Origin of the sequence: Zavarzinella formosa DSM 19928 (genome assembly GCF_000255705.1) — a bacterium.
In the GTDB taxonomy this organism is placed as follows: domain Bacteria; phylum Planctomycetota; class Planctomycetia; order Gemmatales; family Gemmataceae; genus Zavarzinella; species Zavarzinella formosa.
Genome location: NZ_JH636440.1, coordinates 646,078 through 669,958, shown reverse-complemented (window position 1 = coordinate 669,958; position 23,881 = coordinate 646,078). Strand labels below are relative to the sequence as shown.

Here is a 23,881-nt window from a genome sequence, read left to right as displayed (position 1 = left end):
ATTAACCCCCGACCAATGCCGAAGCCTCTTCCACTGCCAATTAACCCCAAGCCATTGCCGAAGCCTCTTCCGCAACCGGTGAATCCGATCCGGCCAATGCCCCCGCGGCCGGTGGAACCAATTCGGCCGCTCCCGCCCCGGCCAGTGGAGCCGGTTCGGCCGCTCCCGCCTCGGCCGGTGGTTCCGGTTCGGCCGCCGGTCAATCCGAGCCGGCCGATTATCAACAACGGCGGCAACAATAACATCAACCGGCCGACCTGGATCAACAACCGCCCGGTGATTAACAACGGCGGCAACACGATCATCAATAACAACATCAACAACAATCACTTCAACAACTATCGCCCGGCGTACAACCGTCCGTGGGGCGGTTATTACGGCGGCAGTTGGTCCGGCTATTACGGCGGCTGGCACTCCGGCTGGCATTCCGGCTATTGGGGCAACAACGCCGCCTGGTTCACGGCCGGGCTGGCCACCGGCTGGCTGCTGTCCCCGCGCGTGGCCACTTATACTTATGTGAACCCGTTCTATGTCGCCCCGGCCGTGCCCACGACGGTGATTTACAATTACTCCCAGCCGATTATCACGGCCCCGGCGCTCTCCCCCGTGGCCCCGGCGGCGACGGATGTGCCGACAGACATCCCCATCCCCCAGCCGCTTGCCTCCGATCCAACCGTCGTCCGTTCGCCACAAGAAGAGGCGGCGCCGGATGTGTCGAAACTTTCCGACGACGAGGCGAAAAATCTCCAGCAACAAGTGGAGAACATCGTCGGCGACGCCCGGAAGGCGTTTAAACTGAGGGCGTACACCGTCGCCTTGGAAAAGATCGAGGAGGCCATCGCCAAACTTCCGAACGATCCCGCCCTGCACGAGTTGCGGGCTTTGTTCCTCTTCGCCCGCGGGGATGTCCGGAAAGATGATTACAAGAACGCCTCGGCGGCCATCTATTCCGTGCTGGCGAGCGGGCCGGGCTGGAACTGGGAAACCATGAGCGCCCTCTACGGAGATGTCAAGGATTACACTTCCCAACTGCGGGCCTTGGAAACCCATTTCAAGGACAACCCAACCGCCGGGGAAGATGCCTTCTTGCTGGCCTACCACTATCTCACGCTTGGTGAAAAGGAGGCCGCCATCGCCAAACTGGAGGCCACGCTGAAGCTGATTCCCGGAGACGAGCTTTCCAAAAAGATGCTCGATTATCTGAAGAATCCCCCGAAGGAACCGCTCCCCTCGACGGACAAGCCGAAACCCGGCGGATGAAAGCCCGCCCGTCGGCTCCGGCCTCCTTCCTCAAAACGGGCGGAGGTCGGGCCGACGGTATTTTCACTTGCTTGGATATGACCAATCTTTCGGGCACTTTTAATCCCTTCGTTCGCATCAAACCGTGTTGATGGTTTTTGCCCCAAGGGGGTGCTCGATAATAGCCAGGGGCGGTTGCCGCCCCTGGAAACATCGGCAATTAATGCGTTTTCGCCCCAACGGGGCGACACATATTCGATGTGCCGCCCCGTTGGGGCGGAGATCGGGGGAACGGCCATTTTCCAAGGGCGGCAACCGCCCTTGGCTATTTTCGAGCGCCCCCTTGGGGCGAAAAAGCATGATCGACGTGAGTAAACACAAGACTGATTGAGCGCCGGACCATGCGCATTTTCGCAAAAATCCGATTTTCCCCTGTCACAGCCGCGATGTTAGCATGTACGGGGCATTGCACGCCGCCACAGGATGCCGGCCAGAATTCTCTCCCTGGAGTTTCCGATGTTCCGATACGGGTTGCCTCTGTTCTGCCTCGTGTTGATGGCCGGGAATGGTTTTGGGCAGGCAAACGAGATTCGCACTCTTCTTCAGGACGGCCGGGCGTCGCTCAAGGCCGGCAAACTGGACGAGGCAGAGCGGCAGGTCAAAGAGGCTATCGCCCTTGCGGAAAAACACTTCACGATGGACCACCCGAACGGGTCGGACATGTACTTTGAACTCGGCGAAATCGAGACGCAGCGGGGCAACCTCCGCAAGGCGGCCGAGCATTACTCGGCAACGCTCACCATCCGGCAAAAGCACCTTGGCAACGACCATCTCAGCACGGCCAACGCCTCCGACAAACTCGGCATCACACTTGCCCGGTTGCGGCAATACGACAAGGCCGAACCGCTGTTGCTCGAAGCCCTGCGCGCCCGCGAAAAGCTCGTCGAGGCGAACAACGCCTTCCTGAAAATCTCCTTCGACAATCTTTCCGAAATGTACGCCGGGTCCGGCGCCTACAAAAAGGCGGAGCCGTTTGCCCGGCGGGGGGCTGAGTTTGCCGGGCGGGTTTACGGCAAAGATTCCAAGACGCTGGCCATCAGCCTGAACGTCCTTGGTCAAATTCAGGCAAGGCAGGGAAACTGGAAGGATGCCCGGACGACTTTGGAGCAAAGCCTCGAAGTCGCCGAAATCGCCTATGGAAAGGATGGTTATGCCGTCGACGTTCCGGCAGGCAACCTGGCGGCCGTCCACATGGCGACGGGGCGGCTTGCGGAAGCCGAGACGCTGTACAACAGAGCCTTGGAAATCATCGAACGCCACAAGGGGAAAGACGACCCGGCCACGGCGACGGCCCTCAACAACCTCGCGGAACTCTACGGCCGCCAAGGGAAGCTCTCCAAGGCCGAGACTTTTGCCAGCCGGGCGCTGGCCATCAACTTGAAGCAGCCAAAGCGGGACAATCTGGCCATCGCGGCAAATTACTTCCGGCTCGGCAACATCCACTTTGAAGCCGGGTCGCTCAATCAAGCGGAAACAGATCTCAACGCCAGCCTCAAACTCTGCAACGAAAATCTGCCGCCCAACCATCCGCAGACGGCTTATGTTTATAACAGCCTCGGCCAGGTTTATGGCGCCTTGGAGCTTAATGACAAAGCCGAGGCCGCTTATCGCAAGGCGCTGGAAATTCGCCTGGTGGTGTTTGGCCCCCGGCATTCGGCCACCGCGCAATCGTATGCCAACATCGGCACGATCTGTCAGAATCGCGGTGAATATGAAAAAGCCGGCGAATTATACGAAAAGGCGCTTGATATCATCGACGTGGGTGAGGGCAAAGAAAGCCTCCAGACGGCCGTCGTGTTGAACAATATCTATCGGTTAAAAATTGTCACCGACAAACAAGCCCGGCTCGACATCCTTGACCGGGCTTATCAAATCCATGTGAAGCAACTCGGGCCGGACCACCCGGAGACCGTTCGGCTGCGGTATAACATCGGTTTTGGTTACTTCTCGGCCCTGGCCTATGCGAAGGCCGAGGAGCCGCTTCGCCAGAGCCTGCGGCAATTGCGGGCCACCTTGGGGGAGGCCCATCCCCAAATGATCATCGAGGAACAATTGTTGGGCCGGACGCTTTATGCCTTGGGCAATCGGACGGAAGCCCTGCCGTTCATGGATGCGTCCCGTCGGCACACGAGGACCTTCGTAACGAGCGTTCTCCCCGGACAGTCGGCCGACGACCAGAAAACATTCTTGAAAGAAACCGATTTGTACGCCCAATATCTGGCCCTGACGATGGGGGCGGCAAACGCCGACGAAGCCAAGTTTGCCGAAGCCTCGGCAGCGTGGCTCCTCAACGGCAAAGGCTCCTTGCAGGAAACGCAGGCGCGGACGGCGCAGCTAGCCAACGCCGGAGATTCCCCGGCGGCGAAAGAGTTGCGGAAGATCCGGGCCGAACTGGCCGATCTTTCATCCAAGGTTCGCAAAGTCGCGGATCTGCTCACGGCCGCCCGGCGGGCCGTCCTCTTGGATCGTGAAAAAGAACTGGCCGTCACTCTTCAAGGCGCCGGCAGTCATCTCGGCCAGCCTCTTCCGTATGTGGAACTGGATGCCGTGCGGAAAGAACTTCCCAAAAACGCGGTGTTCATCGACTTTGCCCGCTTTGAACGGGCCAATCTCATCCCCAAAGTGGGTGAAAAACTATACGGCGAGGCGTGCTATGTCGCGTGGATCACCCCGAAAACCGGCCCGGTTCGCGTGGTTGATCTCGGCTCGGCCAAGGAGATTGAAGAACTCGTGGCGGCGGCCCGCAAGGAACTGACCGGGGCGCCAAAGCTGATCCCCGAAGTCGGCAATCCGGATGCCGAGAAGAAGCTGCTGGAGGCGCTGGTTCCGCTGGCCAAGCGGGTTCTTCATCCGGTGCTGAAGGAAATCGGCGATGCCGAAACGCTGGTCATCAGCCCGGATGGCTCGCTCTGGCTGTTGCCGTGGGCGGCGATGCCGTTGCCCGATGGCAAATATGCGATCGAGCGGTTTGTCATCCGGAACGTGGTCAGCGGCCGGGATCTCGTCGCCGTGAAGGAAAAGATCACCCCCTCCCCGGCCGTCATCGTGGCGAACCCGGATTTCGATCTGGATGCGAAGTCGGCCGCCGAGGAGGCGAAGTTGCTTCTGAAGGAAGCCCCCTCGCGCGGGTTGGATTCCCGGCGGCTGGCCCTGAAGATCGGCCGCGTCCCCTCGCTGCCGGGCACGGCCATTGAGGCCCGCGAAATCACGCCGCACGTCGAAAAGTGGCTCAGCGGCAAGCCGCGCGTGTTGACGGAGCGGCAGGCCCTCAAGAGCGTGGTCACCAGTTTCCGCAATCCGGAAGCCCTGATCCTCTGCACGCACGGATTCTTCAAGCCGGATCAAGAAGCCGAACTACGGGAAAACCTTGACCCCACCCAATCCCGCTCGGCCGCCCGCACCAAAGACTCAAAGCCGCTGGAAGACCCGCTTCGCCGCTGCGGGTTGCTGTTCGCCGCCTGCAACTCGGCCGACGCCGACGGGGACGACGGCATCCTCACCGGCCTGGAGGTTGTCGGCTGCGATCTTCGCGGCACCAAGGTGGTGGTTCTCTCCGCGTGTGAAACCGGCTTGGGAGATGTCAAAAACGGCGAAGGCGTCGCCGGTCTGCGGCAGGCATTCCAACTGGCCGGGGCCGAAAGCGTCGTCGCCACACTCTGGCAGGTGCCCGACTTGGAGTCAGCCCAACTAATGGTCGGCTTCTTTGACAACCTCTCCAAAGGTCAGGCCCGCGACGAAGCCTTGCGGAATTCCCAAATCGAACGGATCAAGGAACGCCGCACCCGATACGGCGCCGCCCACCCGTATTATTGGGCGGCCTATGCGGTGACTGGGCAAGTGAAGTAAAAGGCTGTCTCGCCCCCGTTCCCGCACGCCTTTCTCTTGGGGAATCGGGGGGGTATTCCGTAGAATAACGAGACGACGCACCGCCCGAGGAATCCACCCTACCCCGATGGGGATCACGCACCTTTGTTTCGGCCTTAGCTATCTCACGGCGTTTGTCCTGGAGATCGCCCATCAGTATCGCCCGTCTGAGGTGGTGCGGTGGATTGGCACGGGCTTCGGCCTCGCCGGGCTGGTCGCCCACACGTTTTACCTGCTTTACCACCATCCCAGCCCCGCCTCCGGTTCCGGCTCGCTGCTCATCCTCGGATGGGTGCTGGCCGTGTTCTATCTGTACGGGGCGCTGCACCGCACCGGGCGGCCGTTGACGCTGTTTGTGCTGCCGCTGGTGATTGGCATGAGTTTTCTGTCGTATGCGTATCTCGGCGACGATCCCGACGTGAACGTCTGGTTCAATGCCGAGCATTTTTGGGGCACGTTGCACGGCCTGCTGTTGCTCGCGGCCTGTGTCGGCATCACCTTGGGGTTTCTTGGCAGTGTCATGTATCTGATTCAATTGCGACGCTTGAAGAAAAAGCAAAGCCTGCTCGGCGGCTTCCGAATGCTCAGTCTCGAACGGCTGGAGACGATGAACCGCCGGGCGATCAACTGGGCCTTTCCGTTCCTCACGGTCGGGTTGTTGCTCGGCTGGATTCGCTGGCCGGGATCCGAGATGGTCGTCGCCCCCGGTTCGTGGACGGCGGCGAAAATCCTCGGCTCGGTCGGCCTCTGGGCGGTCGCCTTGGTGTTGCTTTATCTGCGTTATGGAACCGGCCTCGCCGCCCGGCGGCTGGCTTATCTGACGATGTTCGCCTTTGCCCTGATGCTGGTCACGCTGATGACCTCGCACCCGTTCGCGGCGGCGGGAGAGGTCGCCAAATGAACCTCCTCACGCTGGGGTTGAGTTTTCGCTCGGCAACCGTGGACCTTCGGGAAAAGCTGGTCTTCGACACTGCGAAGCGAGATTGGGCCATCGCCGAACTGGCTTCGCGCTACGGTTGCGAGACAACCATTCTCAGCACGTGCAATCGCGTGGAGCTTTACCTCGCCAAGAACGACGGGGACCATCTTCCCTCTCGCGAGTTGCTGGCCGAGTTTCTGGAAGAATGCCACAAAGTGCCGGCGAAGATGATTGATCCGCACTTGGTGGAACGCCACAACGTCGAGGCCGTGCGGCATCTCTTCCGCGTGACGGCCAGCCTGGACAGTCTGATTGTCGGCGAGGGACAAATTGCCGGGCAGGTGAAGGAGGCGTTCGACGCCGGGTTGCGAATCGGCACCACTGGGCCGCTGTTGAACACGCTGTTCCAATCGGCCCAACGGGCGGCCAAACGGGTCCGCACGGAGACGGGCATCACCGAGGGGCATGTGTCGGTATCCAGCGTGGCCGTCGATTACGTCAAACAAGTGTTCGATCACTTCGACGACAAGACGGTGCTGGTGATCGGCGCCGGGAAGATGGGCCGGCTGACGCTGAAACATCTTCACGAGCTTCAGCCGAAACAAATTTTGGTGACCAACCGCAGCCCGGAAAAAGCGACGACGATGGCCGCCGATTGCGGCGGGCGGGCCATCCCGTGGGAGCAACTGGACGCGGCGTTGATTCAAGCTGACGTGATCCTCAGCACCACCGGCGCCCCGGAACCGATCATGACCAAGGCCCGGTATGCGAAGGCGCTGGCCAAACGCCCCCGCCGGACGACGGTGATCTTGGACATTGCGGTGCCGCGCGACTTCGACCCGGCCATCCACGACGGCGAATCGGTGTTTCTCTTTAACATCGACGATCTGAAGAACATCCGCGAACAAACCATCGCCCGGCGGCGTAGTCATGTAGACAAAGCGGAAGCGATGATCGAGGAGGAACGCCGGAAATATGAGGAAGATCACGGCCGGCGTAAAAACGGCCAAGTCATCGCCCGGCTGACCGAAGATTTCGACAAGCAAATGGCCGAGATCGTCAACCCGTTGGTGGAACGGTTCAAAGGCAAACTGACCGAGGCCGAATTAAATTACATGATCGGCGGCTTTCGGTTATACAAGAATCGCCTGCTTCATGGTCCCATTAGTGCGTTGAATGAAGCGGCGAGAGACGGCAGCCAGAAGAATTTGCTGGAAGCGTTGAAGAGGATGTTCCGGCTGGAGTGATTGAGCGAGGACAAAAACCAACGCCTTCACGTGAGAGCCAAGAGCCCCACTGCGTAAGCGGTGGGGGTTGACGCTTTCCACGGGCAAAACCCCCACCGCTTACGCAGTGGGGCTCTTAATCTTGGCTTTGCGTTGACGCTGATGCGATGAAGTTCTTGATCGTAACACCGTGCGGCAGCCGAACAGGCCGCTTTTCATTCGACATGTCTTTCTGTTTTTGAGTGATCAGTTCTGCGTTGAAATGGGGGTTTCCATGAGTGCCGAAGCCAGTACGGAGAACGCCGAACAATTTTTCTCCATCCGTCGCCACGGCGAGAACATGGTCGTCACCGTGTCGGGGGAGATCGAACACCTGCCGTCCAACGTCATTGAGGCGGCGGCCCAGTTTGTGTTGTCTCCGCTAAAGGAGAACCCGCCGACGAACGTGATTGTCGATCTGGAACGGGTCAACTACTTCACCTCGGAGTTCATCTCTTTCCTACTGCGTTGCCATGTGATCGTGAAGAAACACGCCGGCGAACTAGTTCTGGCCGGCGTGACCGACCGCATCCGCGAACTCCTCCGCCAAACCGCCCTCGACACCCTCTGGGCGATCTACGACAACAAGGCCGAAGCCCTCAATGCGTTGAGCGGATCGGACTGACGAAAACAAGGATGAAGGATGAAGGATGAGGGATGAAAGGAAAGCCAAGAGACAGTTGTGCGATCTGGTTTTCCTTTCATCCTTCATCCTTCATCCTTCATCCTTGTTAATTGAACGGAATCCCCCGGAACATCTCTCATGCCTGATGAATCGACGCCGCGACGACCGCGTTCCCAAACAGTTTCCGAGTTTGTCCGCGACATCAAGGAAACGGCCGACCGGTTGGAGGCCGATGGCATCGGCCGGGGGGAGGCCAAGCTGCTCAGCACCGCGTTGCGGGAGTTGCGGTATGCCTTCAAGGTGTTTTCCCAATATCGCGGCAAGCGCAAGGTGACTGTCTTCGGCTCGGCCCGCACCAAGCCGGACCACCCGACGTATCAATTGGCGGTGGAATTCTCCCGGCAAATGGCCGCGTTGGATTACATCACCGTCACCGGGGCGGGGGGCGGCATCATGGAAGCCGGCCACGTCGGGGCCGGGCGGGACATGAGCCTCGGCCTGAACATCCTGCTTCCCTTCGAGCAATCCGCGAACCCAGTGATGACCGGCAGCGACCGGCTGATGACGATGCGTTACTTCTTCACGCGCAAACTCATGTTCGTGAAGGAGACGGACGCCGTCGTCCTGTTCCCCGGCGGGTTCGGCACGCACGACGAGGGCTTCGAGGCCCTCACGCTCATCCAGACCGGCAAGAGCCACATTTTCCCCGTTGTGATGGTAGATCAGCCGGGAGGGACTTACTGGAAACGGTTCAACGATTTCATCGAACATGAACTGTTGGGGAACAAGCTGATCTCCCCGGCCGACATGGGGCTTTACAAGGTGTGCCTCAGCGTCGAGGAGGCCGTGCAGGAGGTGACGAACTTCTACCGGGTCTACCATTCGATGCGGTATGTTCGCAAGGATTTGATGATGCGATTCATCAAGCCCATCAGCGACACGACCCTGGCCTATGTGAACTTGAATTACAAAGACATCATCTGGGAAGGCGACATCGCCCGTTCCGAGGCCGACCCGATGGAGGCCAACGAACCTCATCTGGCCAGCCTGTTCCGCCTGCGCTTCAAGTTCGACCGCCACGGCCACGCCCGCCTGCGGCACATGATTGATTACATCAACGAAGCGGAAAGCCAGCCGACAGGCGCTGGCAAAATGGATGTGTGAAGCCGCGTCGCCTGCTCATCGCAGAAACAGCCGATAAACCGGGTTGTCCGTTTCATCCACATACGGGTAGCCCAAGGCATCGACGAACTCTTGGAAGGATGCCCGGTCGGCTTCCGGGATTTGGAGACCGACAAGGATGCGGCCGTAGTCGGCTCCTTGATTGCGATAGTGAAACAAGGTGATGTTCCAGCTTGGGTGCATCGTCGCCAGAAAACGCATCAGCGCGCCGGGCCGCTCCGGGAACTGAAACCGGCATAATCGCTCGTCGCTGGCCAAGCGGCTTCGGCCCCCGACCATGTGCCGGATGTGGTCTTTGGAAAGATCGTCGCCGACCAAATCCAGCGCCACAAATCCCTGTCGGGCGAACGCCTCGGCAATTTCCGCCGCCTCATTTCGGTTGCCGGTGGCCACGCCGACGAAGACGTGGGCCTCCTGCTCATCGGAAACGCGATAATTGAACTCGGTCACGTTGCGCGGGCCGACCGCCTCGCACAACCGTCGAAAACTGCCGCGATCCTCGGGGATGGTGACCGCGAACAGGGCTTCCCGCTCCTCCCCGACTTCTGCTCGTTCCGCGACAAACCGAAGCCGGTCGAAGTTCATGTTGGCGCCACAAGTGATGGCCGCCAGTGACTGGTTGCGCAGGCCGTGCCGGGCGACGTATTGCTTCAACGCGGCCACCCCCATCGCCCCGGCCGGTTCCAGAATGCTTCGCGTGTCCTCGAACACATCCTTGATGGCGGCGCACACGGCGTCCGTGTTGACGATGACAAACTCATCAACCAAGGTCCGCGTCATGCGGAAGGTTTCTTCGCCCACTAGTTTGACGGCAGTGCCATCCGAGAACAGGCCGACATCATTCAGTTGGATACGCTGGCCCGCATCGACGGAACGGATCATCGCATTCGAGTCGGCCATCTGCACGCCGATAATTTTCACCTCGGGTCGCACCGCCTTGACATAGGCCGCGACACCGGCGATGAGGCCGCCCCCGCCGATAGCGACGAAAATGGCATGCAACGGCCCCTGCCGCTGCCGCAGAATCTCCATGCCGATGGTGCCCTGACCGGCGATCACATCCGGGTCATCAAAAGGATGAACAGACGTAAATCCTTCTCGCTCGCCCCAAGCGGCCGCATGGAGGTAGGCATCGGAGTAGCTGTCCCCGTGCAACACAACTTCGCCACCGAGCGTCCGCACGGCATCAGCCTTGAGTTTCGGAGTGGTCACCGGCATGACGACGACCGCCCGACAGCCCAACCGCCGGGCGCTGAGGGCAACCCCTTGCGCGTGGTTCCCGGCCGAGGCGCAAATCACCCCGCGTTTCAACTGGTCGGCCGAAAGCCGGACCATCTTGTTGTAAGCCCCGCGCAGCTTGAAACTGAACACGGGTTGAGTGTCTTCCCGCTTGAGCAACACTTGATTGCCGAGCCGCGTCGACAGTTTTCCGGCTATCTCCAGCGGCGATTCAATCGCCACATCGTAAACACGGGCGGTCAAGATTCGTTGCAGATAGTCCAACAACCGAGCGTCCATCCGTCCCATTCTTTCTTGCGCCGATGGCTTGAGAACAGCCGCTCATTGTAGAAAAGCAGAACGGTCACCCAACATCTTCCCGGAGAAGCGTTGGATGGGGGGTGGCAAATCTTTCTGGCACACGTCAGCGGCTTGTATTCGCCCCAAGGGGGCGCTCGATAATAGCCAGGGGCGGAAGCCCCTGGAATCCCGTTATTTTAAGGGTTTTCTGCCCCAACGGGGCAGCACTTGCGAGTTGTGCCACCCCGTTGGGGTGGATTCCTTTTGGCGATTGTTGCCCAGGGGCTTCCGCCCCTGGCTATTATCGAGCGCCCCCTTGGGGCGAAAACCAAGAGGCGAAAACCGACCGGACAGGCATACCAGAAAGATTTGCCACACCCATTGGATGACCGTTGTGATTTCAAACCGATGGCTTCTCTTCCGTCAGCCAATCACTTCGCCATTCTTGTGCGGCTTTTTGTCATCCGGTTGTAACTTGGCCAGAAACTCGGGCATTTCGATGCCGCCGATGTCTCGCATTACTTGCAGCATCGGGGGCATCGAGCGGGCCATGCTTTGCAGGAAATCCGTGGTGTTGGAACCGCCGGAGCCATTGCCGCCGTTTTCCCAGACGACCACTTTGTCGAACTTGATGTTCGAGATCGCGGTGGCCGAGGCTTGGGCCAGTTGGTCCATATGTTCGAGCATCAACATCTGGAAGGCCGCTTGCGAGGAACCGCAGGCTTCGATGATCTTCTTCAAGCCCTCCCCCTTCTTGGCGAGGATCTCATATTGCCCGCGGGCCTCGGCCTCCAACCGGGCATAGACGGCGGCCGCCTGTGCTTGGGCGTCGATGCGAGTTTTCTCGGCCTGGGCCTCGGCCTCGACGATCAGCTTGGCCTTCTCCGCTTTCGCCGGGGCTTCGAGGATGGCCCGTTGCTCGGCCTCCACCTTCTCCGCATCGGCCACGGCCGCCTTGGCCATCGCCCGGTTTTGGGCCTCCAGCACGGCGGCCTCGGCTTCCCGTTTTTTGGTTTCGGAGAACTGATACGCCTCGGCCTTCTTCACCGCCAATTCGGCTTGCGCGGAGGCGATGATCGCCTGCGATTGCGCTTCTCCGGCGGTCGCCTTCGCGTTGGCGTCGGCCTGCCGAATCCGCTTTTCCCGGTCGGCCTCGGCCACCGCCGCCTCGCGCTCGAAGCCGGCTTTCTGCTCGCCGATTTTTTGATCGCGGTCCAGTTCGGCCATCTTGATGGCCTGCAATCGTTGCGATTCCTTGATGAGCGTTTGCTGTTCAAGGAGGGCGGTTTGCTCGCCGACAACCCGTTCTTTCTCCATCTGCGCCAGCCGAACCGATTGATCGCGGACCGATTCGCGGGTGCCGATCTCCCGCAACTTGGTGGCGGTCGCCACTTGGATCGACCGTTCCCGCTCGGCCTCGGCGACGCCGATTTGCCCCTTCTTTTCCTGCTCGGCCACGTCGATGAGGGCTTGTTGCACCGCTTGAGCCGCCGCCTTGCGCCCGATGGCCTCGATGTAGCCGGATTCGTCCGTGATATCCGTGATGTTCACGTTGATGAGGACGAGGCCGATCTTCTTCAATTCCGGTTCGAGCGATTTGAGGATGCTTTCGAGGAACTTGTCGCGGTCTCGGTTGATGTCCTCGATTCGCATGGAGGCGATCACCTGCCGCAGTTGCCCGAAGATGATGTCGGCGGCTTGTTGCTTCTGGTGGAGCGTATCCAACCCGAGAAGGCGAATGGCCGCGTTTTGCATCGTCTCGGCGTCGGTGCCGATGGCCACCGTGAACACGCTGGGGACGTTCACCCGGATGTTCTCGATGGATAGCGCCCCCTTGAGGGGAACTTCAATCTGGATCGGCTCAAGGCTTAGATACGCAAAATCCTGAATCAACGGCACGACAAACGCCGCCCCGCCGTGAACGCACCGGGCGGCATTCCCATCTGATGTTTTGCCAAAGATCACCAACACCCGGTTGCTCGGGCAACGCTTGTACCGGTTCAACAGCATCATCACAAAGCTGAACAGCACCAACCCGGCCACGATCGCCATGATGAGCGGCCACGGAAGAGAGTCGTTGGAGCTTTGAGCGAAGAGAAATCGAGTCATCGCATATGTCCTCGGAAAGACTTGTGTGTTGTCGCATGATGAAAGGCAACCTCACCCCCCCGGCCCCCTCTCCTAAAAGAGAGGGGGAGCAAGAGGGCAAATGTCACCGTCAATCACCTTCGGTCTTCGTCGGCCGGTTTGGTTCCCCCTCTCTGTCAGGAGAGGGGGTTAGGGGGTGAGGTTGTCTTTCACGTCCCCCTCGCCGCCACCTCCACCACGCCGCTCTCCATCACTTCCCTCACCGTGATCGGCGATCCGGTGGGAAGCTCCGGGCCGAAGGTGATGGCTTCCAGTTCGACGGTTCGGTTTTGCAAGTTGAGCGTCACCTTGCCCGCCCCTTCCTTGAAGCCGGGGATGCGGAGATAGACCGTGCCCGGCTGGCCGAGGGAGGAATCCACATTCACGTTGCCGGCGGATTTCAGTTTTGAGAGGCTCCGCATCAGCATGGCCACGACGTAGAAAGCCGAGAGGCCGGAGAGGATGGCCGTGATAATGATGCTGGCGGTCGGGAGATCGTAGTATTGGGCACTGAGGCCGCCGAGGCCGAAGAAGGTGATGGCGGTGCTGACGGTCTTGAAAGTCAGCAGGCCGATGAACCAATTGTTGTCATGGGCGGCGTCATGATCGCCGTGGCTGGAATCATGAAGACTCGTTTGGTCTCCGAGGCCATGATGGTCGGCTCCGAAGCCGAGCAGGCTCATGAGGAACTGGCAGACGATCAGGGTGACACCGATACCGGCACAGATCAGGAAGACCGTGTTCATCAAAGTCTCCTCCAGATGGCGAGTCCAGTCGGAGGGTTATTCGCCGGGTCGAGCGATTGTTTCGCCAAAATCGGGCGAGTTTTATTAGTTGGTTACGCTAACAGACGGATTTGAACGACGCAAGGGATGATGGGCAAAGGATTTGAGAATTGGAAATCAACGCCGTTGGTGGAAAAGGCCGGCCGAGGCCGTTCGCATTTAAAGCGGGCAGAAACAATAAGCCATCCGGCGATGAGAGTACTCCGCACGCTCCGCGTGCGGATGGGACTTCCCCCATGGCCAGACGATGAAACGGGCCAAAGTCCCGCCCGCACGCGGAGCGTGCGGAGTACTCTCATCGCCAGATGGCTTATTGTTTTTCACCAGTTCTTAACCTGAAAATACACCTCAAGGCAGCGGCTACTTCAAATTCAACAAGTATTTTGTGTGAGAGATTCAAGAGCCTCACTGCGTCAGCGGTGGGGGTGGCCGTCACACACAGGAAGCCACCCTCACCGCTGACGCAGTGAGGCTCTTGGGAGCATTTGCAAATCTGTTCGTTTGATTTTTGCACCAAAAAACAAAGGCCGTCGCCGGCGTATCATTCCCGGCGACGGCCTTTCCTCTCTGCTTCTTCTCAGTTCCCTGCCGGGAAGACCCGCAAGGGGAGATCAACCTTGGTCGTCTTCTTGGAAATGTTGTCGGTGGCCGTCAGGCGGATCACAAAGCCGCCTTCCCGGTTCATCGGCACCAAGAACCGCATCGGCACCCCCACCAGCTTTTCATCCACGTTGCCGTCATCCTTGTCAGGGATTTGCTTCACGGTGGATTTTTCCAGCGTCGGCTTGCTGTCCTTGTCGTACACGGTCATTTCCACGGTGATGTCGGGCTGTTTCGTCTTGGGATCGCGTTGAAAATCGATCAGGGCGAAATGCACGAACACAAACTGACCGGCCACGCCGTAGAGCGAAGCCGGAACCTTGCCCTCGATGTCGGCGGCCGTATACACTTGCACCATGCCGAAGGACCGGGGGGCCACCTCGAACTTTTGTTCGAGCGACTTGACCACCGGCTTTTCCTTGTTGGCGAGGTCGGAGACAGTCACCTTGCAGGTGTAAATGCCCGCCGGCTGGTCGATGCCGATGCTCACGAAGGCGCGAGCCGGGAGTTTGGTGCCGCCGAGGGGGAGGAAATCGTCCCGTTCGACCGGCTGTTGCTTGAAGATCGACTTGCCGCCCGAGTCAATCACTTCCATCACCATGCCGTAGCGAACTCGCCCGGTGTTGGTGACCTTGATGCCCTCGATGTCGAAAGCCAGGAAGAAGATGTCACCCGGCAACAACTTCATTTCGGTCCGCGCCGGGCCGAGTTCGCCGTAGGTGGCGCGGGGATTGCCGAGGGTCAGGGTTTCGGGGGCTTGTCCGGGGGTCAGGCTCAGGGCGGTTGCCAACAGGGCCACGCTGGTCCACATGGAAAAATCCTTTCATCCGGTCTGGCCGGGAATGGGGAGACACGCTCTCGCGATGGCTATTTTGGGGGGAGACGCCGGAAACGCCAGTCCACTTCACGAGAGTTACAACAAGGCCACTTCCGGAAAGCGGGTGAAAACCGAAAAATTTTGTCCGGGAAGCTTGAGAAAATCGCATTGTTTTCCGTTGGATTCGGTCGTTGTCTCAATGATTCCGTGGTAAGATCATAATCTCCTCTCCCGAGTTTCTGACTGACTTGACGGCTAAGGCTATCATTCTGATTGGGTGAAAAAGATCGATCATTCTCGTGATTCGCTTTGAATCGGTCCGATCTGTGATCTACTGTTGTGGAATTGCAAAATCTGCCCGGAAGCGGCGGACTGGAATCATCGGCACCGTCGGGGGAGCGTTTCCCCCGGTTTCAACGGGATGCCGGGGAGTAGGGAGACCGGCTCGATGGGCATGATGATTCGTCTCCGGGGCATCAGCGGCGAGGTCAAGGGCAAGACCTGGGAGTCCGTCAACGTCATGCACGTTGGCCGGATCGGCACGATGGAGATCGTGCTTGATGACACCTCGGTCAGCCGACGCCATGCCGACCTTCGCCTCGCCGAAACCGGCTGGTGGGTGAAGGATCTCGGCAGCACCAACGGCACCTACGTCAACGGCATCCGGCTCGGGGCCGCCGAGCGGCAAATCCATCCCCGCGACATTGTCCAGTTTGGCAAAGTCGCCATGATGGTGGAAATGTCCGAAAACGGACCCGCCGAGCCGCTTTCTTCCTCCTCCGATCAGATCATTGTCGAAGGCGAACTGGCTTCCTCCTGGCAGGAAGGCGTTGATCGTCTCTTGCTTGACCGCAATCATGCCCCCCGCCCCGGCGACCAACTGCTCACGCTTCTGCGGGCCAGCCATCACCTGGTCAGCGCCGAGAGCGAGGAAACTCTTCTCCAGGCGATTTTGAACGATGCCGTCGGCGTGCTGGACGCCCAGCGAGGGGCCATTGTTCTCGCCGAGGGATCGACCAACGAACTCAAGCTGAAGGCTCTCGCCACCGGGCGTGGCGAGAGCAATTCACGCACCTATTACAGCCAGGGCCTCGCCAAGCGCTGCTTTAGCCTCGGCCGGTCAATCCTCTGCTGCTCCATCGAAGAAGACGAGGAAGTTCGCAACAACGTCAGCATCACGGACGGCTCGATGGCCTCCGTGTTGTGCGTGCTTCTCCGAACGCCCCGCAAACACCTCGGGGTGATTCACCTCGACCGCAGCTACTGGCAAAAGCCCTTCACCGAAGACGACCTGCACCTGGCCGATGCTCTGGCCGCGCAAGTCTCCGCCGGGATCGAATGCGCCCAGCTTATTCGCCGACAGCGGGAATTGTTCCTGCAAACCATCTCGGCCCTCGCCTCCGCCATCGAAATGCGGGATGCCTACACCGGCGGCCACACGGCCCGTGTGACGGCTTACTCGATCATGATCGGCGAGCAGCTCAAGCTCTCCCCGAATGAAATCGACGACCTGCGCACCGGCGGCCCGCTGCACGACATCGGCAAGATCGGCATCGACGACGCGGTGCTTCGCAAGCCGAGCCGCCTGACGGACGAAGAATTCGAGATCATGAAGTCCCACACGACCCGCGGGGACGAGATTTTGAAGACCATCCCGGAAATGCGCGACATCCGGCCGATCGTCCGCTCCCACCACGAACGCTGGGACGGCCGCGGTTACCCGGACAAGCTCGCCGGGGAAGCGATCCCGTTGCTGGCCCGCGTGGTGGCCGTCGCCGATTCCTTCGACGCGATGACGACCCGCCGGCCATACAACACGAACCACATCAAGACGCCGGAAGAAGCCTTTGTCGAAGTGGGCCGCTGTGCCGGCACCCAATTCGACCCGCGTTGCGCCCAAGCCTTCCTGGCTGTAAAGGAAAAGGTCCTTGAGTGGATCAAATCCAATCGCGGCACGACGATGCACGTGAGTTACGCCGATGCCGAAGCCACCGGCCAGGCCATGCCCGGCCCGCCCCCCGCCTCCCTCCCTTCGCACTCGATGGCCCGCTCCCTCGTTTGATTCCACCACTCTTCGCCAATTCTTTCGGCACGGAACGTGCCTTTCCCTCCCCCGTTGATCCCCGCTGATCGGCGAATCGTCTTCGATCATCCGGGACAGGAAGCCGTTTGCCCGTTTTTGACGGCGATGCTTCCCAATCACCCACGGGAGGGTTTGAAAAATGATGTCACCAAGTCGCTTGTTGCTTGTTCTGATTGGTTGCGGCCCAACCATCGGGGCGATGGCCCAAGAAACACCGCCGCTGAAATTGCCGGAACCGTTTGCCACACCGTCCGTGGAGAAACGGGCGGTGATTATCGGCTGGCCAAAAGACAAAACGCCGACCGCCCCGCCGGGCTTCAAGGTGGAGGTGTTCGCCCACGACATCGCCAGCCCGCGCTGGATCTATGTGCTGCCAAACGGGGATGTGCTGGTCGCCCAATCGACCACGCTGCCAAAAGGGGCGAAGGAAGAACCCCCCAAGCCGTTCCCCAAAGAAAAAGAGCCGAAGACCCCGCCGCCGCCAGTGTCGCCCAACATCATCACCCTGCTGCGGGACACGAACGGGGACGGCCTTCCCGACATCCGCACGATCTTTCTGGAAGGTCTCAAACAACCCTTGGGCATGGTGCTGGTGAAAGACACCTTTTTCGTCGGCAACACAGACGCCCTGATGGCCTATCCGTACAAGGCCGACCAGCAAAAGATTGAAGGGCCGGGCAAGAAGATCCTCGACCTGCCGGGCGGCGGTTACAACAACCACTGGACGCGGAACGTGCTGGCCAATAAAGACGGCACGAAACTGTATGTCTCAGTCGGTTCGGGCAGCAATGTGGCCGAGCATGGCATGGACAATGAAAAGCTTCGGGCGAATATCCTCGAGGTCTCTCCGGACGGTTCGGGAATGCGTATCTTCGCCTCCGGCCTGCGGAACCCCGTGGGCATGGCGTGGGAGCCGACCACCGGGAAACTCTGGACGGCCGTGAACGAGCGGGACAACCTCGGCGACGACTTGGTCCCCGACTTCATGACCAGCGTTCAAGAAGGAGGCTTCTACGGCTGGCCCTTCTCCTACTTCGGCAAGCACGAAGACCCCCGCCGCAAAGGAGAACGCCCGGACTTGGTGGAAAAAGCCATCGTGCCGGACGTGCCCTTGGGATCACACACCGCCTCGCTGGGGCTGGCGTTCTACACCGGGAAAATGTTCCCGGCAAAGTATCAAGGCGGTGCGTTCATCGGCCAGCGAGGCTCTTGGAACCGGTCTTCCTTCGTCGGCTACCGGATCGCGTTTGTGCCCTTCAAGGATGGCAAAGCCGCCGGCCCGCCGGAAGACTTCGTCACCGGGTTTCTGGCGAATGAACTGGAAGCCTACGGCCGCCCGGTGGGCGTTGCCTTCGCCAGCGACGGTTCGCTACTGATCGCTGACGAAATGGGCAACACGGTCTGGCGGGTGAGCGTGGACAAGAAGAAAGAGAAGGACCAGTAAACGGCCGCTTCAAATAGCCCAAACAAGCCAACACCGACGATCCGCCATTGTGAAGCCGCGACGCGGAGTCTTCGGAGCGGAGCGCGGACTTCCGGCGTGAAATCGCCGATAGAAATGGCAATCACATGACGCGGCAAGTCCGCGCTCCGCTGCGCAAAGCCTTCGCGTCGCGGCTTCACAATGGCGAAGTTCTTGCCAGTCCTCACGTCACCTTCCCCGTCGCCAGTCGTTCAATCTCCGCCGCCAGATTTCGTCTGGCGGGTTCCTCGGCCACGGCGTGGAAGCGTTCGGTTTGGTAGATTCGCTCCCGGTTCAGGAAGGCTTGCAACACGGCCGTGCGGCCGGCGCGGTAAGCGTCGTCGGGCACCCAGTCATATTCCCGCCGGATGGCCTCGGCGTATTTCAGGTAGCGCCACTCATCGGAGGCCAGGATGCCGAGGTCTGCGTCCAGCAACACCATCGTATCAGGATCGGTTGATGCGTTCCCGGTGTGGGCGGTCGCCAGAATCATGTCCCGGATGTGCGGGATCAGTCCCTCCCTCAACAAGTATGGCGAGAGGGCTTCGACCATCAGATCGGCCGAGCGGGCTTCGTTGTCTTTGGCCTTCGGGTCGTATACCGAGTCGTGAAACCACACGGCCAGTTGGATGGCGTCGAGGTCGTTTGACGAATCCGCCAGACGGCCGACAACCTTGAGCATTTCGGCAATGTGTTCCAAGGTGTGGTAATGGCGCCACGGCTCGGAATGAGCGGCCACCAGACGATCAAAGACGGGATAAGCCTCAACGGGCGACACGGAGAAACGGGCGACAAACCGGACCCAGCCGGTTTGCAATGCTTCGAGTTTTTCGGGAGAGATCATGTCGGAAGATGACAAGGAGACAAGGTGACACGGAGACAAGGTGACATAAATTCTATTCAAACAGAATAAGGCGGCACCCACTCCAAGGTCATCTTCTCACCTTGTCTCCGTGTCATCTTCCAAGCCGTGTCATCTACGCGGCGGAATGGTCGTGTCCCAGCCGGTGGTGGCGGTGTAGGCGGGCGGAAGCGGGCCGCGCGGAGATGAGTTTTGGGAAATGCCCACGGGCAACGGTTCCGGCGGCAGACCTTGCGGAGCCGTCGGGATCGGTTGCGGTTCCAGCGGACGCAATGGCATCGGCCTCGTGGCCGGTGTTGGCGCCGGTGCCGGCGGCGGTTCCTCGTAATTGACCGTGCGGATGATATTTTCCGGCTTGGCGGTGCGAACCGTGGTTTCCACCTTGGGCGCCGGAGTGTCTTGGGCCGGTTCGCCGCTGTTCAGCATCGCCAGTTGTTCCGTCGCCTGCTTAAAGTTCGGCTCAACCTGGAGGGCAAACTCCAGTTGTTGTCTGGCCAGATCCGGCTTGTTGTTGTGAATCATCATCATCGCGAGATTGTACCGGGCCTCGGACTCGCGCTTCGACCGGCTCAGCCAGGCATAGCCCTCTTCATAGCGTCCGCCGCGGGCCAGCGTGAATCCAAGTTTAATGCGATACTCCCGGTTGTCCGGGTCGAGTTTCACGGCCTTGTGGAAACTGTCCGCCGAGTTGTCCCATTCCTTCGATTGGGCCTGCCGGACGGCGATCCACGCCCAAGCCTTGGCGTTGTTCGGATGGACATCGCGAATCCGCTTTTCGGTCTCGGCCAGCTTTTCATATTCCCCGGTGACCTGATACATCTTGCCCAATCCGAGCAAGGCATCCAGGTTCTTGGGGTCGCGTGCCAGCACTTCGTTGTAAAACTGGCGGGCTTGCGTCAGAAGGCGTTCCCGCTCCGGCGGCGCCTTGGCCGGATCGTTCCGGACGGCCTCCACCCATGTGTCCGCAAACACAAGCAGCGTGCTCGGGGCCAGCGGTCCCTTTTTCTCGACTTTCGGGTCGTCGGCCGGTTCGGGAACAAAGACAGTTTTGGAAGATGACGAAGACGGCGCGGAAGTGAGCGGCGACGGGGCCGCAGGCATGGCCGGTTGTTTCGGCGTTGTGTTGCACCCCACCGTCGCGGCAAGAACGCCGCCGGCGAGGGCGATTTTGCACCGATTCCATCCGGTCATGCTCAACCCCTTTTACGTCGGCCCAGGCAGTGTTCCCGTGTTGCCGAGGTGAAACCGGGGAAGATCCGCCGGTCAGTCAAACTCGGCAATAAAGCTGGCCGAAGCTTCCACCATCAGATCGCGCGACAAATGCACGGGATGCCGTCTGTATCGGCAGATCGACTGCACAATTTCCAGTAAATCTCTGCAGTCTGACGCACGGGGTGTCCGACCGCGGGAGTAGTAACGCTCATACAAATAATCGACCGCTTCCGGGCAGGCCTGCATCCCGAGCCGGCGGGCGTTGCCGTTGAAGATCTTTTCGTACACATCCCGCGTCGGGGCGCTGATGCCCACTTTGTGCCGGATACGGCGAAGGAAGGCGTCGTCCACCAGATCCTTCGGGTCGAGGTTGGTCGAGAAGATGATGAGTTGCTCGAAGGGCACCTGGAACTTCTTGCCGTTGGCCACGGTGAGGAAGTCGTGCCGGTCTTCGAGCGGCAAAATCCAGCGGTTGAGAAGTTCCTTCGGCGAGACAATCTGCCGGCCGAAGTCGTCGATGAGGAAGATGCCGCCGTTGGCCTTGAAGTGAATCGGGGCCTGATAGAACTTGGACTCGGCATTGTAACGCAAGTCCATCATTTCCAAGGTCAATTCGCCGCCGGTCACGATGACGGGCCGACGGATCTTCACCCAACGCGGGTCAATCGAGCCGGTGTTCAGCAACCGTCGCACGCTGGATTCTGCGTCGAGGAAGCTGTTCTCGGCATTCTCTTCCACTTGGTGCAACGAGGGATCGTACACCGTGATGATGCTTCCCTCGGCGATGAACGCATGGGGGACGAAGATCGCCCCGCCGGCTTGATTCATGAACTCGCCGATGGCGCGGGCCATCGCGGTTTTCCCGTTGCCGGGGGGGCCGTAGATGAACACGCTGCGGCCGGACACGATGGCCGGGCCGATGGCGTTGAACATCTCGTCTCGCAACACCAGATGCGAAAACGGGGCGGCCAGCGTCTCCGGCGTGCAGCGGATGCCGGTGACGGCCTGCCGATAACACTGTTCGACATAATCTTCAATGGGAACCGGGGCCGGGCCGACGTAGGCGCACTGGATCATCGCCTCCTTGGCCCGGTCCCGGCCAAGGTCCGTCAGCGAGAAGCGATAGCTCACCTCGCCGACGAGGTCGCCCCCCATCACCTCAAGTTGCTTCTCTTCCTTCAGATACTTGAGCCCCTCCCGCACCACCTTAAAGGGAAGGCAGATGAACTGAGCCAGATCACGACCGATGATCGTGCCGCGCAGATAGACCGTCTTGAGGATCAAGTCGGCCACAAAAGTGAGCGACAACCCCGCCTCCTTGAGTGACTCCGGCGGGGAGGGGGCTTCCGGCGAATTATCTTCCACGTCAAAAGGCGACCCGGACTTGAGCATCATGGCCACTCCACCGCCAGGGGGGATTTGGGACAACCGGGTAGCATAGAACACTCATGATTTGAATGAACGAACGGAAAAGGCATTTTTTAGCCGCAGATCGAACAGAGATTCGGGCAAAAGGCAAAAATGAAAATCAGATAAGAGGAAGAAAGATTCGTTTGTCTTGCCCGTCCCTTCATCAAGTTTTGATCCGTTTTGGTTTTTGTCCGAATCCGTGTTCGATCCGTGGCTGAAAAATCTTGCCCGCTTCCACTCCTGTCCTAATTTCATGGCCCCGCGCAATTTGCCGATTCTGACGATTGTGCCGATTTCACGGAATTTGCAATGATTCCTGCGAAACTCGCGTGACAGCGGTTGACTGACGAAAGAGACGAACTACGTTTGCGGCATGACTGATCCGGAGATGATTCGCCAGATCAGTCGACGGTCCCCTTCGTCTCCCCCGACTTGGTGACTGTTTTTGGTTCATCCGCCAAACCGGGAATGCCCGTCTTGTGGACGTGTGTTCGCGGCCTCCCGTTCGCAGGATGTAGATGCTCACCCCCATGCCCGCTCTCCGGTCATGGTTGTCATCCGAACGTTATAAGGAGAAACGGAATGTGCCGACAATTGATGGTCCGGACGGTTCGGTTTTTGAAAAAAGAAGACGGCCCGACGGCTGTTGAATATGCAGTGATGCTGGCCCTGATCGTGGTGGTGTGCATCGCCGCGATCACCACGCTCGGCCAAAGCGCCAGCAAGACGTTTGCCAACGTCGCTCTCAACACGGCGGCGAGCTGACGAGCGAAGTGTCGGCTCGGAAACCGGAAAGATGGCTTTCCGGGCGGTGCGTCAACACCGCCAATCCGATCCGGCAACCAGGAGATCCGCGGGGAGCGAACATTAACCCGAACTGCGCGCAATCGCGGTCAACCCCCTACAGGCGAGGTTACGCTCTCATGACAACGATGATGGAATCCCACACGGGCCAAAACTCCGCGCCCGCCCCGAACACGAACCCGGATGATCTGGGGATCGACCGCGCCTTTGTGATGTCAATGGCCCGGATCCCGTTCATCGCGGTTATTTGGACGATGGCCGCCTATGCGAGCCATTTGGTCTGGGCGGCTTTCGCCCCGGCCGACGCCCTGCCGACAAGCAATTATGGTCCGTTGGTCGTCCTGTGCTTCGGCATGGTGCTGGCCGCCGTGATCGACGGCTGGGCCTTCAAGGTTCCCAACTGGCTCACTCTTTCACTGGTGGTCAGCGGTTGGGCCTTGGGCGGCCTGCACACGGCCGGCATCCCGGTGGACGCGGGAACCGGCGGCATCGGAAACTCCCTGCTGTGCACCATGGTCGGCTTCTTCCTTCTCTTCCCGTTGCTCGCCATCGTGGGCATGGGACAGGGAGACGTGAAGATGCTCATGGGATTCGGCTCCTGGATCGGCGCCTTCTTCGGCGGCGCGAACGGAGTGGAAATTCTCATCTGGGCGTTCGCCCTCGGAGCCATCACCGGCGGTCTTTGCGGCCTGGTGATGATGGCGACCCGGCGCAAGTTCAAAAAGAACCTCAGCAATTTCCGCGAGATCGCCGTCGATCTCAAAGTGCTGGCCACCGTCGGGCCGAACGCGGCGGCCAGCCGTTCTTCCGCCCGGCGCCCCGGTTGGGACCGGCTTCCGTACGGCATTCCGCTGTGCGTCGGCTTCCTCGGGTATCTGGCCTACCTGTACATGCAGGGCACACTCCCCGGCATGTGGATGTGAAACGGCGGAATGCGGAATTGAAAACCAAGTCAAACGGCCGGATCTTTGTCTTCGGACTTTCATTCACAATTATCTGAATTCCGCATTGGAATGGTTCCGCATCCGACGCGGTTTGCCCAAACCG

17 protein-coding genes are annotated in these 23,881 nt (G+C 59.9%); 10 read left to right on the top strand and 7 right to left on the bottom strand.

The genetic code is table 11. From position 1 onward, the window contains the following. The 6 genes from BGIM_RS0113740 to BGIM_RS0113715 all read left to right on the top strand — a co-directional run. Window positions 1-1,260 (top strand): tetratricopeptide repeat protein (locus BGIM_RS0113740; protein WP_390566339.1); only part of this gene is annotated, 1,260 nt, incomplete at its 5' end. A gap of 495 nt (window positions 1,261-1,755) precedes the next feature. Continuing rightward, window positions 1,756-5,145, top strand: coding sequence for a CHAT domain-containing tetratricopeptide repeat protein (locus BGIM_RS0113735; protein ID WP_162136249.1), 3,390 nt, complete (start codon window positions 1,756-1,758; stop codon window positions 5,143-5,145). Between the two features lie 106 nt (window positions 5,146-5,251). Next, a complete protein-coding gene (gene ccsA, locus BGIM_RS0113730) occupies window positions 5,252-6,064 on the top strand; it encodes a cytochrome c biogenesis protein CcsA (protein WP_020470340.1) in 813 nt (270 codons plus the stop codon). After that, on the top strand, window positions 6,061-7,329 hold the full coding sequence (gene hemA, locus BGIM_RS0113725) for a glutamyl-tRNA reductase (RefSeq protein ID WP_020470339.1): 1,269 nt from the start codon (window positions 6,061-6,063) through the stop codon (window positions 7,327-7,329). The genes ccsA and hemA overlap by 4 nt, the downstream gene beginning before the upstream one ends. A gap of 253 nt (window positions 7,330-7,582) precedes the next feature. Further along, complete coding sequence (locus BGIM_RS0113720; RefSeq protein ID WP_020470338.1) at window positions 7,583-7,972, top strand: STAS domain-containing protein; 390 nt, start codon at window positions 7,583-7,585, stop codon at window positions 7,970-7,972. A gap of 138 nt (window positions 7,973-8,110) precedes the next feature. Then, window positions 8,111-9,136, top strand: coding sequence for an LOG family protein (locus BGIM_RS0113715; RefSeq protein ID WP_020470337.1), 1,026 nt, complete (start codon window positions 8,111-8,113; stop codon window positions 9,134-9,136). A gap of 15 nt (window positions 9,137-9,151) precedes the next feature. Here the strand turns inward: BGIM_RS0113715 and ilvA are convergent, their stop codons facing one another. From ilvA to BGIM_RS0113695, 4 genes are all read right to left on the bottom strand, one after another. Continuing rightward, a complete protein-coding gene (gene ilvA / locus BGIM_RS0113710) occupies window positions 9,152-10,672 on the bottom strand; it encodes a threonine ammonia-lyase, biosynthetic (protein ID WP_020470336.1) in 1,521 nt (506 codons plus the stop codon). 423 nt (window positions 10,673-11,095) lie between these two features. Continuing rightward, window positions 11,096-12,781: a flotillin family protein gene (locus tag BGIM_RS50265; protein WP_020470335.1), complete on the bottom strand. Its 1,686-nt coding sequence runs from the start codon at window positions 12,779-12,781 to the stop codon at window positions 11,096-11,098. A 188-nt stretch (window positions 12,782-12,969) separates the two neighbouring features. Beyond that, a complete protein-coding gene (locus BGIM_RS0113700) occupies window positions 12,970-13,545 on the bottom strand; it encodes an NfeD family protein (protein WP_020470334.1) in 576 nt (191 codons plus the stop codon). A gap of 616 nt (window positions 13,546-14,161) precedes the next feature. Beyond that, a complete protein-coding gene (locus tag BGIM_RS0113695; protein WP_020470333.1) occupies window positions 14,162-14,995 on the bottom strand; it encodes a hypothetical protein in 834 nt (277 codons plus the stop codon). Window positions 14,996-15,449: 454 nt separating this feature from the next. Here BGIM_RS0113695 and BGIM_RS57425 point away from each other — a divergent pair, with 454 nt between their 5' ends. Both BGIM_RS57425 and BGIM_RS0113680 read left to right on the top strand, forming a co-directional pair. Next, window positions 15,450-17,063 carry an HD domain-containing phosphohydrolase gene (locus BGIM_RS57425; RefSeq protein ID WP_020470331.1) on the top strand — a complete coding sequence of 538 codons (1,614 nt, stop codon included), beginning with the start codon at window positions 15,450-15,452 and terminating at the stop codon, window positions 17,061-17,063. Window positions 17,064-17,223: 160 nt separating this feature from the next. Further along, the gene (locus BGIM_RS0113680; protein WP_020470330.1) at window positions 17,224-18,528 is read left to right on the top strand and encodes a PQQ-dependent sugar dehydrogenase; all 1,305 of its coding nucleotides are present in this window, start codon (window positions 17,224-17,226) and stop codon (window positions 18,526-18,528) included. 202 nt (window positions 18,529-18,730) lie between these two features. Here BGIM_RS0113680 and BGIM_RS0113675 read toward each other — a convergent pair whose 3' ends face one another. The 3 genes from BGIM_RS0113675 to BGIM_RS0113665 all read right to left on the bottom strand — a co-directional run bounded on the left by BGIM_RS0113675 (window position 18,731) and on the right by BGIM_RS0113665 (window position 22,015). Next, entirely contained in the window at window positions 18,731-19,390 is a 660-nt protein-coding gene (locus BGIM_RS0113675; RefSeq protein WP_040888854.1) for an HD domain-containing protein, read from the bottom strand. A 129-nt stretch (window positions 19,391-19,519) separates the two neighbouring features. Beyond that, on the bottom strand, window positions 19,520-20,599 hold the full coding sequence (locus BGIM_RS0113670; RefSeq protein WP_029630026.1) for a tetratricopeptide repeat protein: 1,080 nt from the start codon (window positions 20,597-20,599) through the stop codon (window positions 19,520-19,522). A gap of 72 nt (window positions 20,600-20,671) precedes the next feature. Next, entirely contained in the window at window positions 20,672-22,015 is a 1,344-nt protein-coding gene (locus BGIM_RS0113665) for a hypothetical protein (RefSeq protein WP_029630025.1), read from the bottom strand. 597 nt (window positions 22,016-22,612) lie between these two features. On the opposite strand from BGIM_RS0113665, the gene BGIM_RS0113655 reads away from it, so the two are divergent. Continuing rightward, complete coding sequence (locus BGIM_RS0113655; protein ID WP_020470326.1) at window positions 22,613-22,795, top strand: Flp family type IVb pilin; 183 nt, start codon at window positions 22,613-22,615, stop codon at window positions 22,793-22,795. A gap of 158 nt (window positions 22,796-22,953) precedes the next feature. Next, window positions 22,954-23,757: an A24 family peptidase gene (locus BGIM_RS0113650; RefSeq protein ID WP_020470325.1), complete on the top strand. Its 804-nt coding sequence runs from the start codon at window positions 22,954-22,956 to the stop codon at window positions 23,755-23,757. The last annotated feature ends 124 nt before the right edge of the window (window positions 23,758-23,881 follow it).

What these genes read in the sequence shown, in the direction of transcription:
- hemA (WP_020470339.1), top strand. Translation starts at nt 6,061, where the DNA reads ATGAACCTCCTCACGCTGGGGTTGAGTTTTCGCTCGGCAACCGTGGAC.
- BGIM_RS0113700 (WP_020470334.1), bottom strand. Translation starts at nt 13,545, where the DNA reads ATGAACACGGTCTTCCTGATCTGTGCCGGTATCGGTGTCACCCTGATC.
- BGIM_RS0113650 (WP_020470325.1), top strand. Translation starts at nt 22,954, where the DNA reads ATGACAACGATGATGGAATCCCACACGGGCCAAAACTCCGCGCCCGCC.
- BGIM_RS50265 (WP_020470335.1), bottom strand. Translation starts at nt 12,781, where the DNA reads ATGACTCGATTTCTCTTCGCTCAAAGCTCCAACGACTCTCTTCCGTGG.
- BGIM_RS0113695 (WP_020470333.1), bottom strand. Translation starts at nt 14,995, where the DNA reads ATGTGGACCAGCGTGGCCCTGTTGGCAACCGCCCTGAGCCTGACCCCC.
- ilvA (WP_020470336.1), bottom strand. Translation starts at nt 10,672, where the DNA reads ATGGACGCTCGGTTGTTGGACTATCTGCAACGAATCTTGACCGCCCGT.
- BGIM_RS57425 (WP_020470331.1), top strand. Translation starts at nt 15,450, where the DNA reads ATGGGCATGATGATTCGTCTCCGGGGCATCAGCGGCGAGGTCAAGGGC.
- BGIM_RS0113655 (WP_020470326.1), top strand. Translation starts at nt 22,613, where the DNA reads ATGTGCCGACAATTGATGGTCCGGACGGTTCGGTTTTTGAAAAAAGAA.
- BGIM_RS0113665 (WP_029630025.1), bottom strand. Translation starts at nt 22,015, where the DNA reads ATGATGCTCAAGTCCGGGTCGCCTTTTGACGTGGAAGATAATTCGCCG.
- BGIM_RS0113680 (WP_020470330.1), top strand. Translation starts at nt 17,224, where the DNA reads ATGATGTCACCAAGTCGCTTGTTGCTTGTTCTGATTGGTTGCGGCCCA.
- BGIM_RS0113715 (WP_020470337.1), top strand. Translation starts at nt 8,111, where the DNA reads ATGCCTGATGAATCGACGCCGCGACGACCGCGTTCCCAAACAGTTTCC.
- BGIM_RS0113670 (WP_029630026.1), bottom strand. Translation starts at nt 20,599, where the DNA reads ATGACCGGATGGAATCGGTGCAAAATCGCCCTCGCCGGCGGCGTTCTT.
- ccsA (WP_020470340.1), top strand. Translation starts at nt 5,252, where the DNA reads ATGGGGATCACGCACCTTTGTTTCGGCCTTAGCTATCTCACGGCGTTT.
- BGIM_RS0113675 (WP_040888854.1), bottom strand. Translation starts at nt 19,390, where the DNA reads ATGATCTCTCCCGAAAAACTCGAAGCATTGCAAACCGGCTGGGTCCGG.
- BGIM_RS0113720 (WP_020470338.1), top strand. Translation starts at nt 7,583, where the DNA reads ATGAGTGCCGAAGCCAGTACGGAGAACGCCGAACAATTTTTCTCCATC.
- BGIM_RS0113735 (WP_162136249.1), top strand. Translation starts at nt 1,756, where the DNA reads ATGTTCCGATACGGGTTGCCTCTGTTCTGCCTCGTGTTGATGGCCGGG.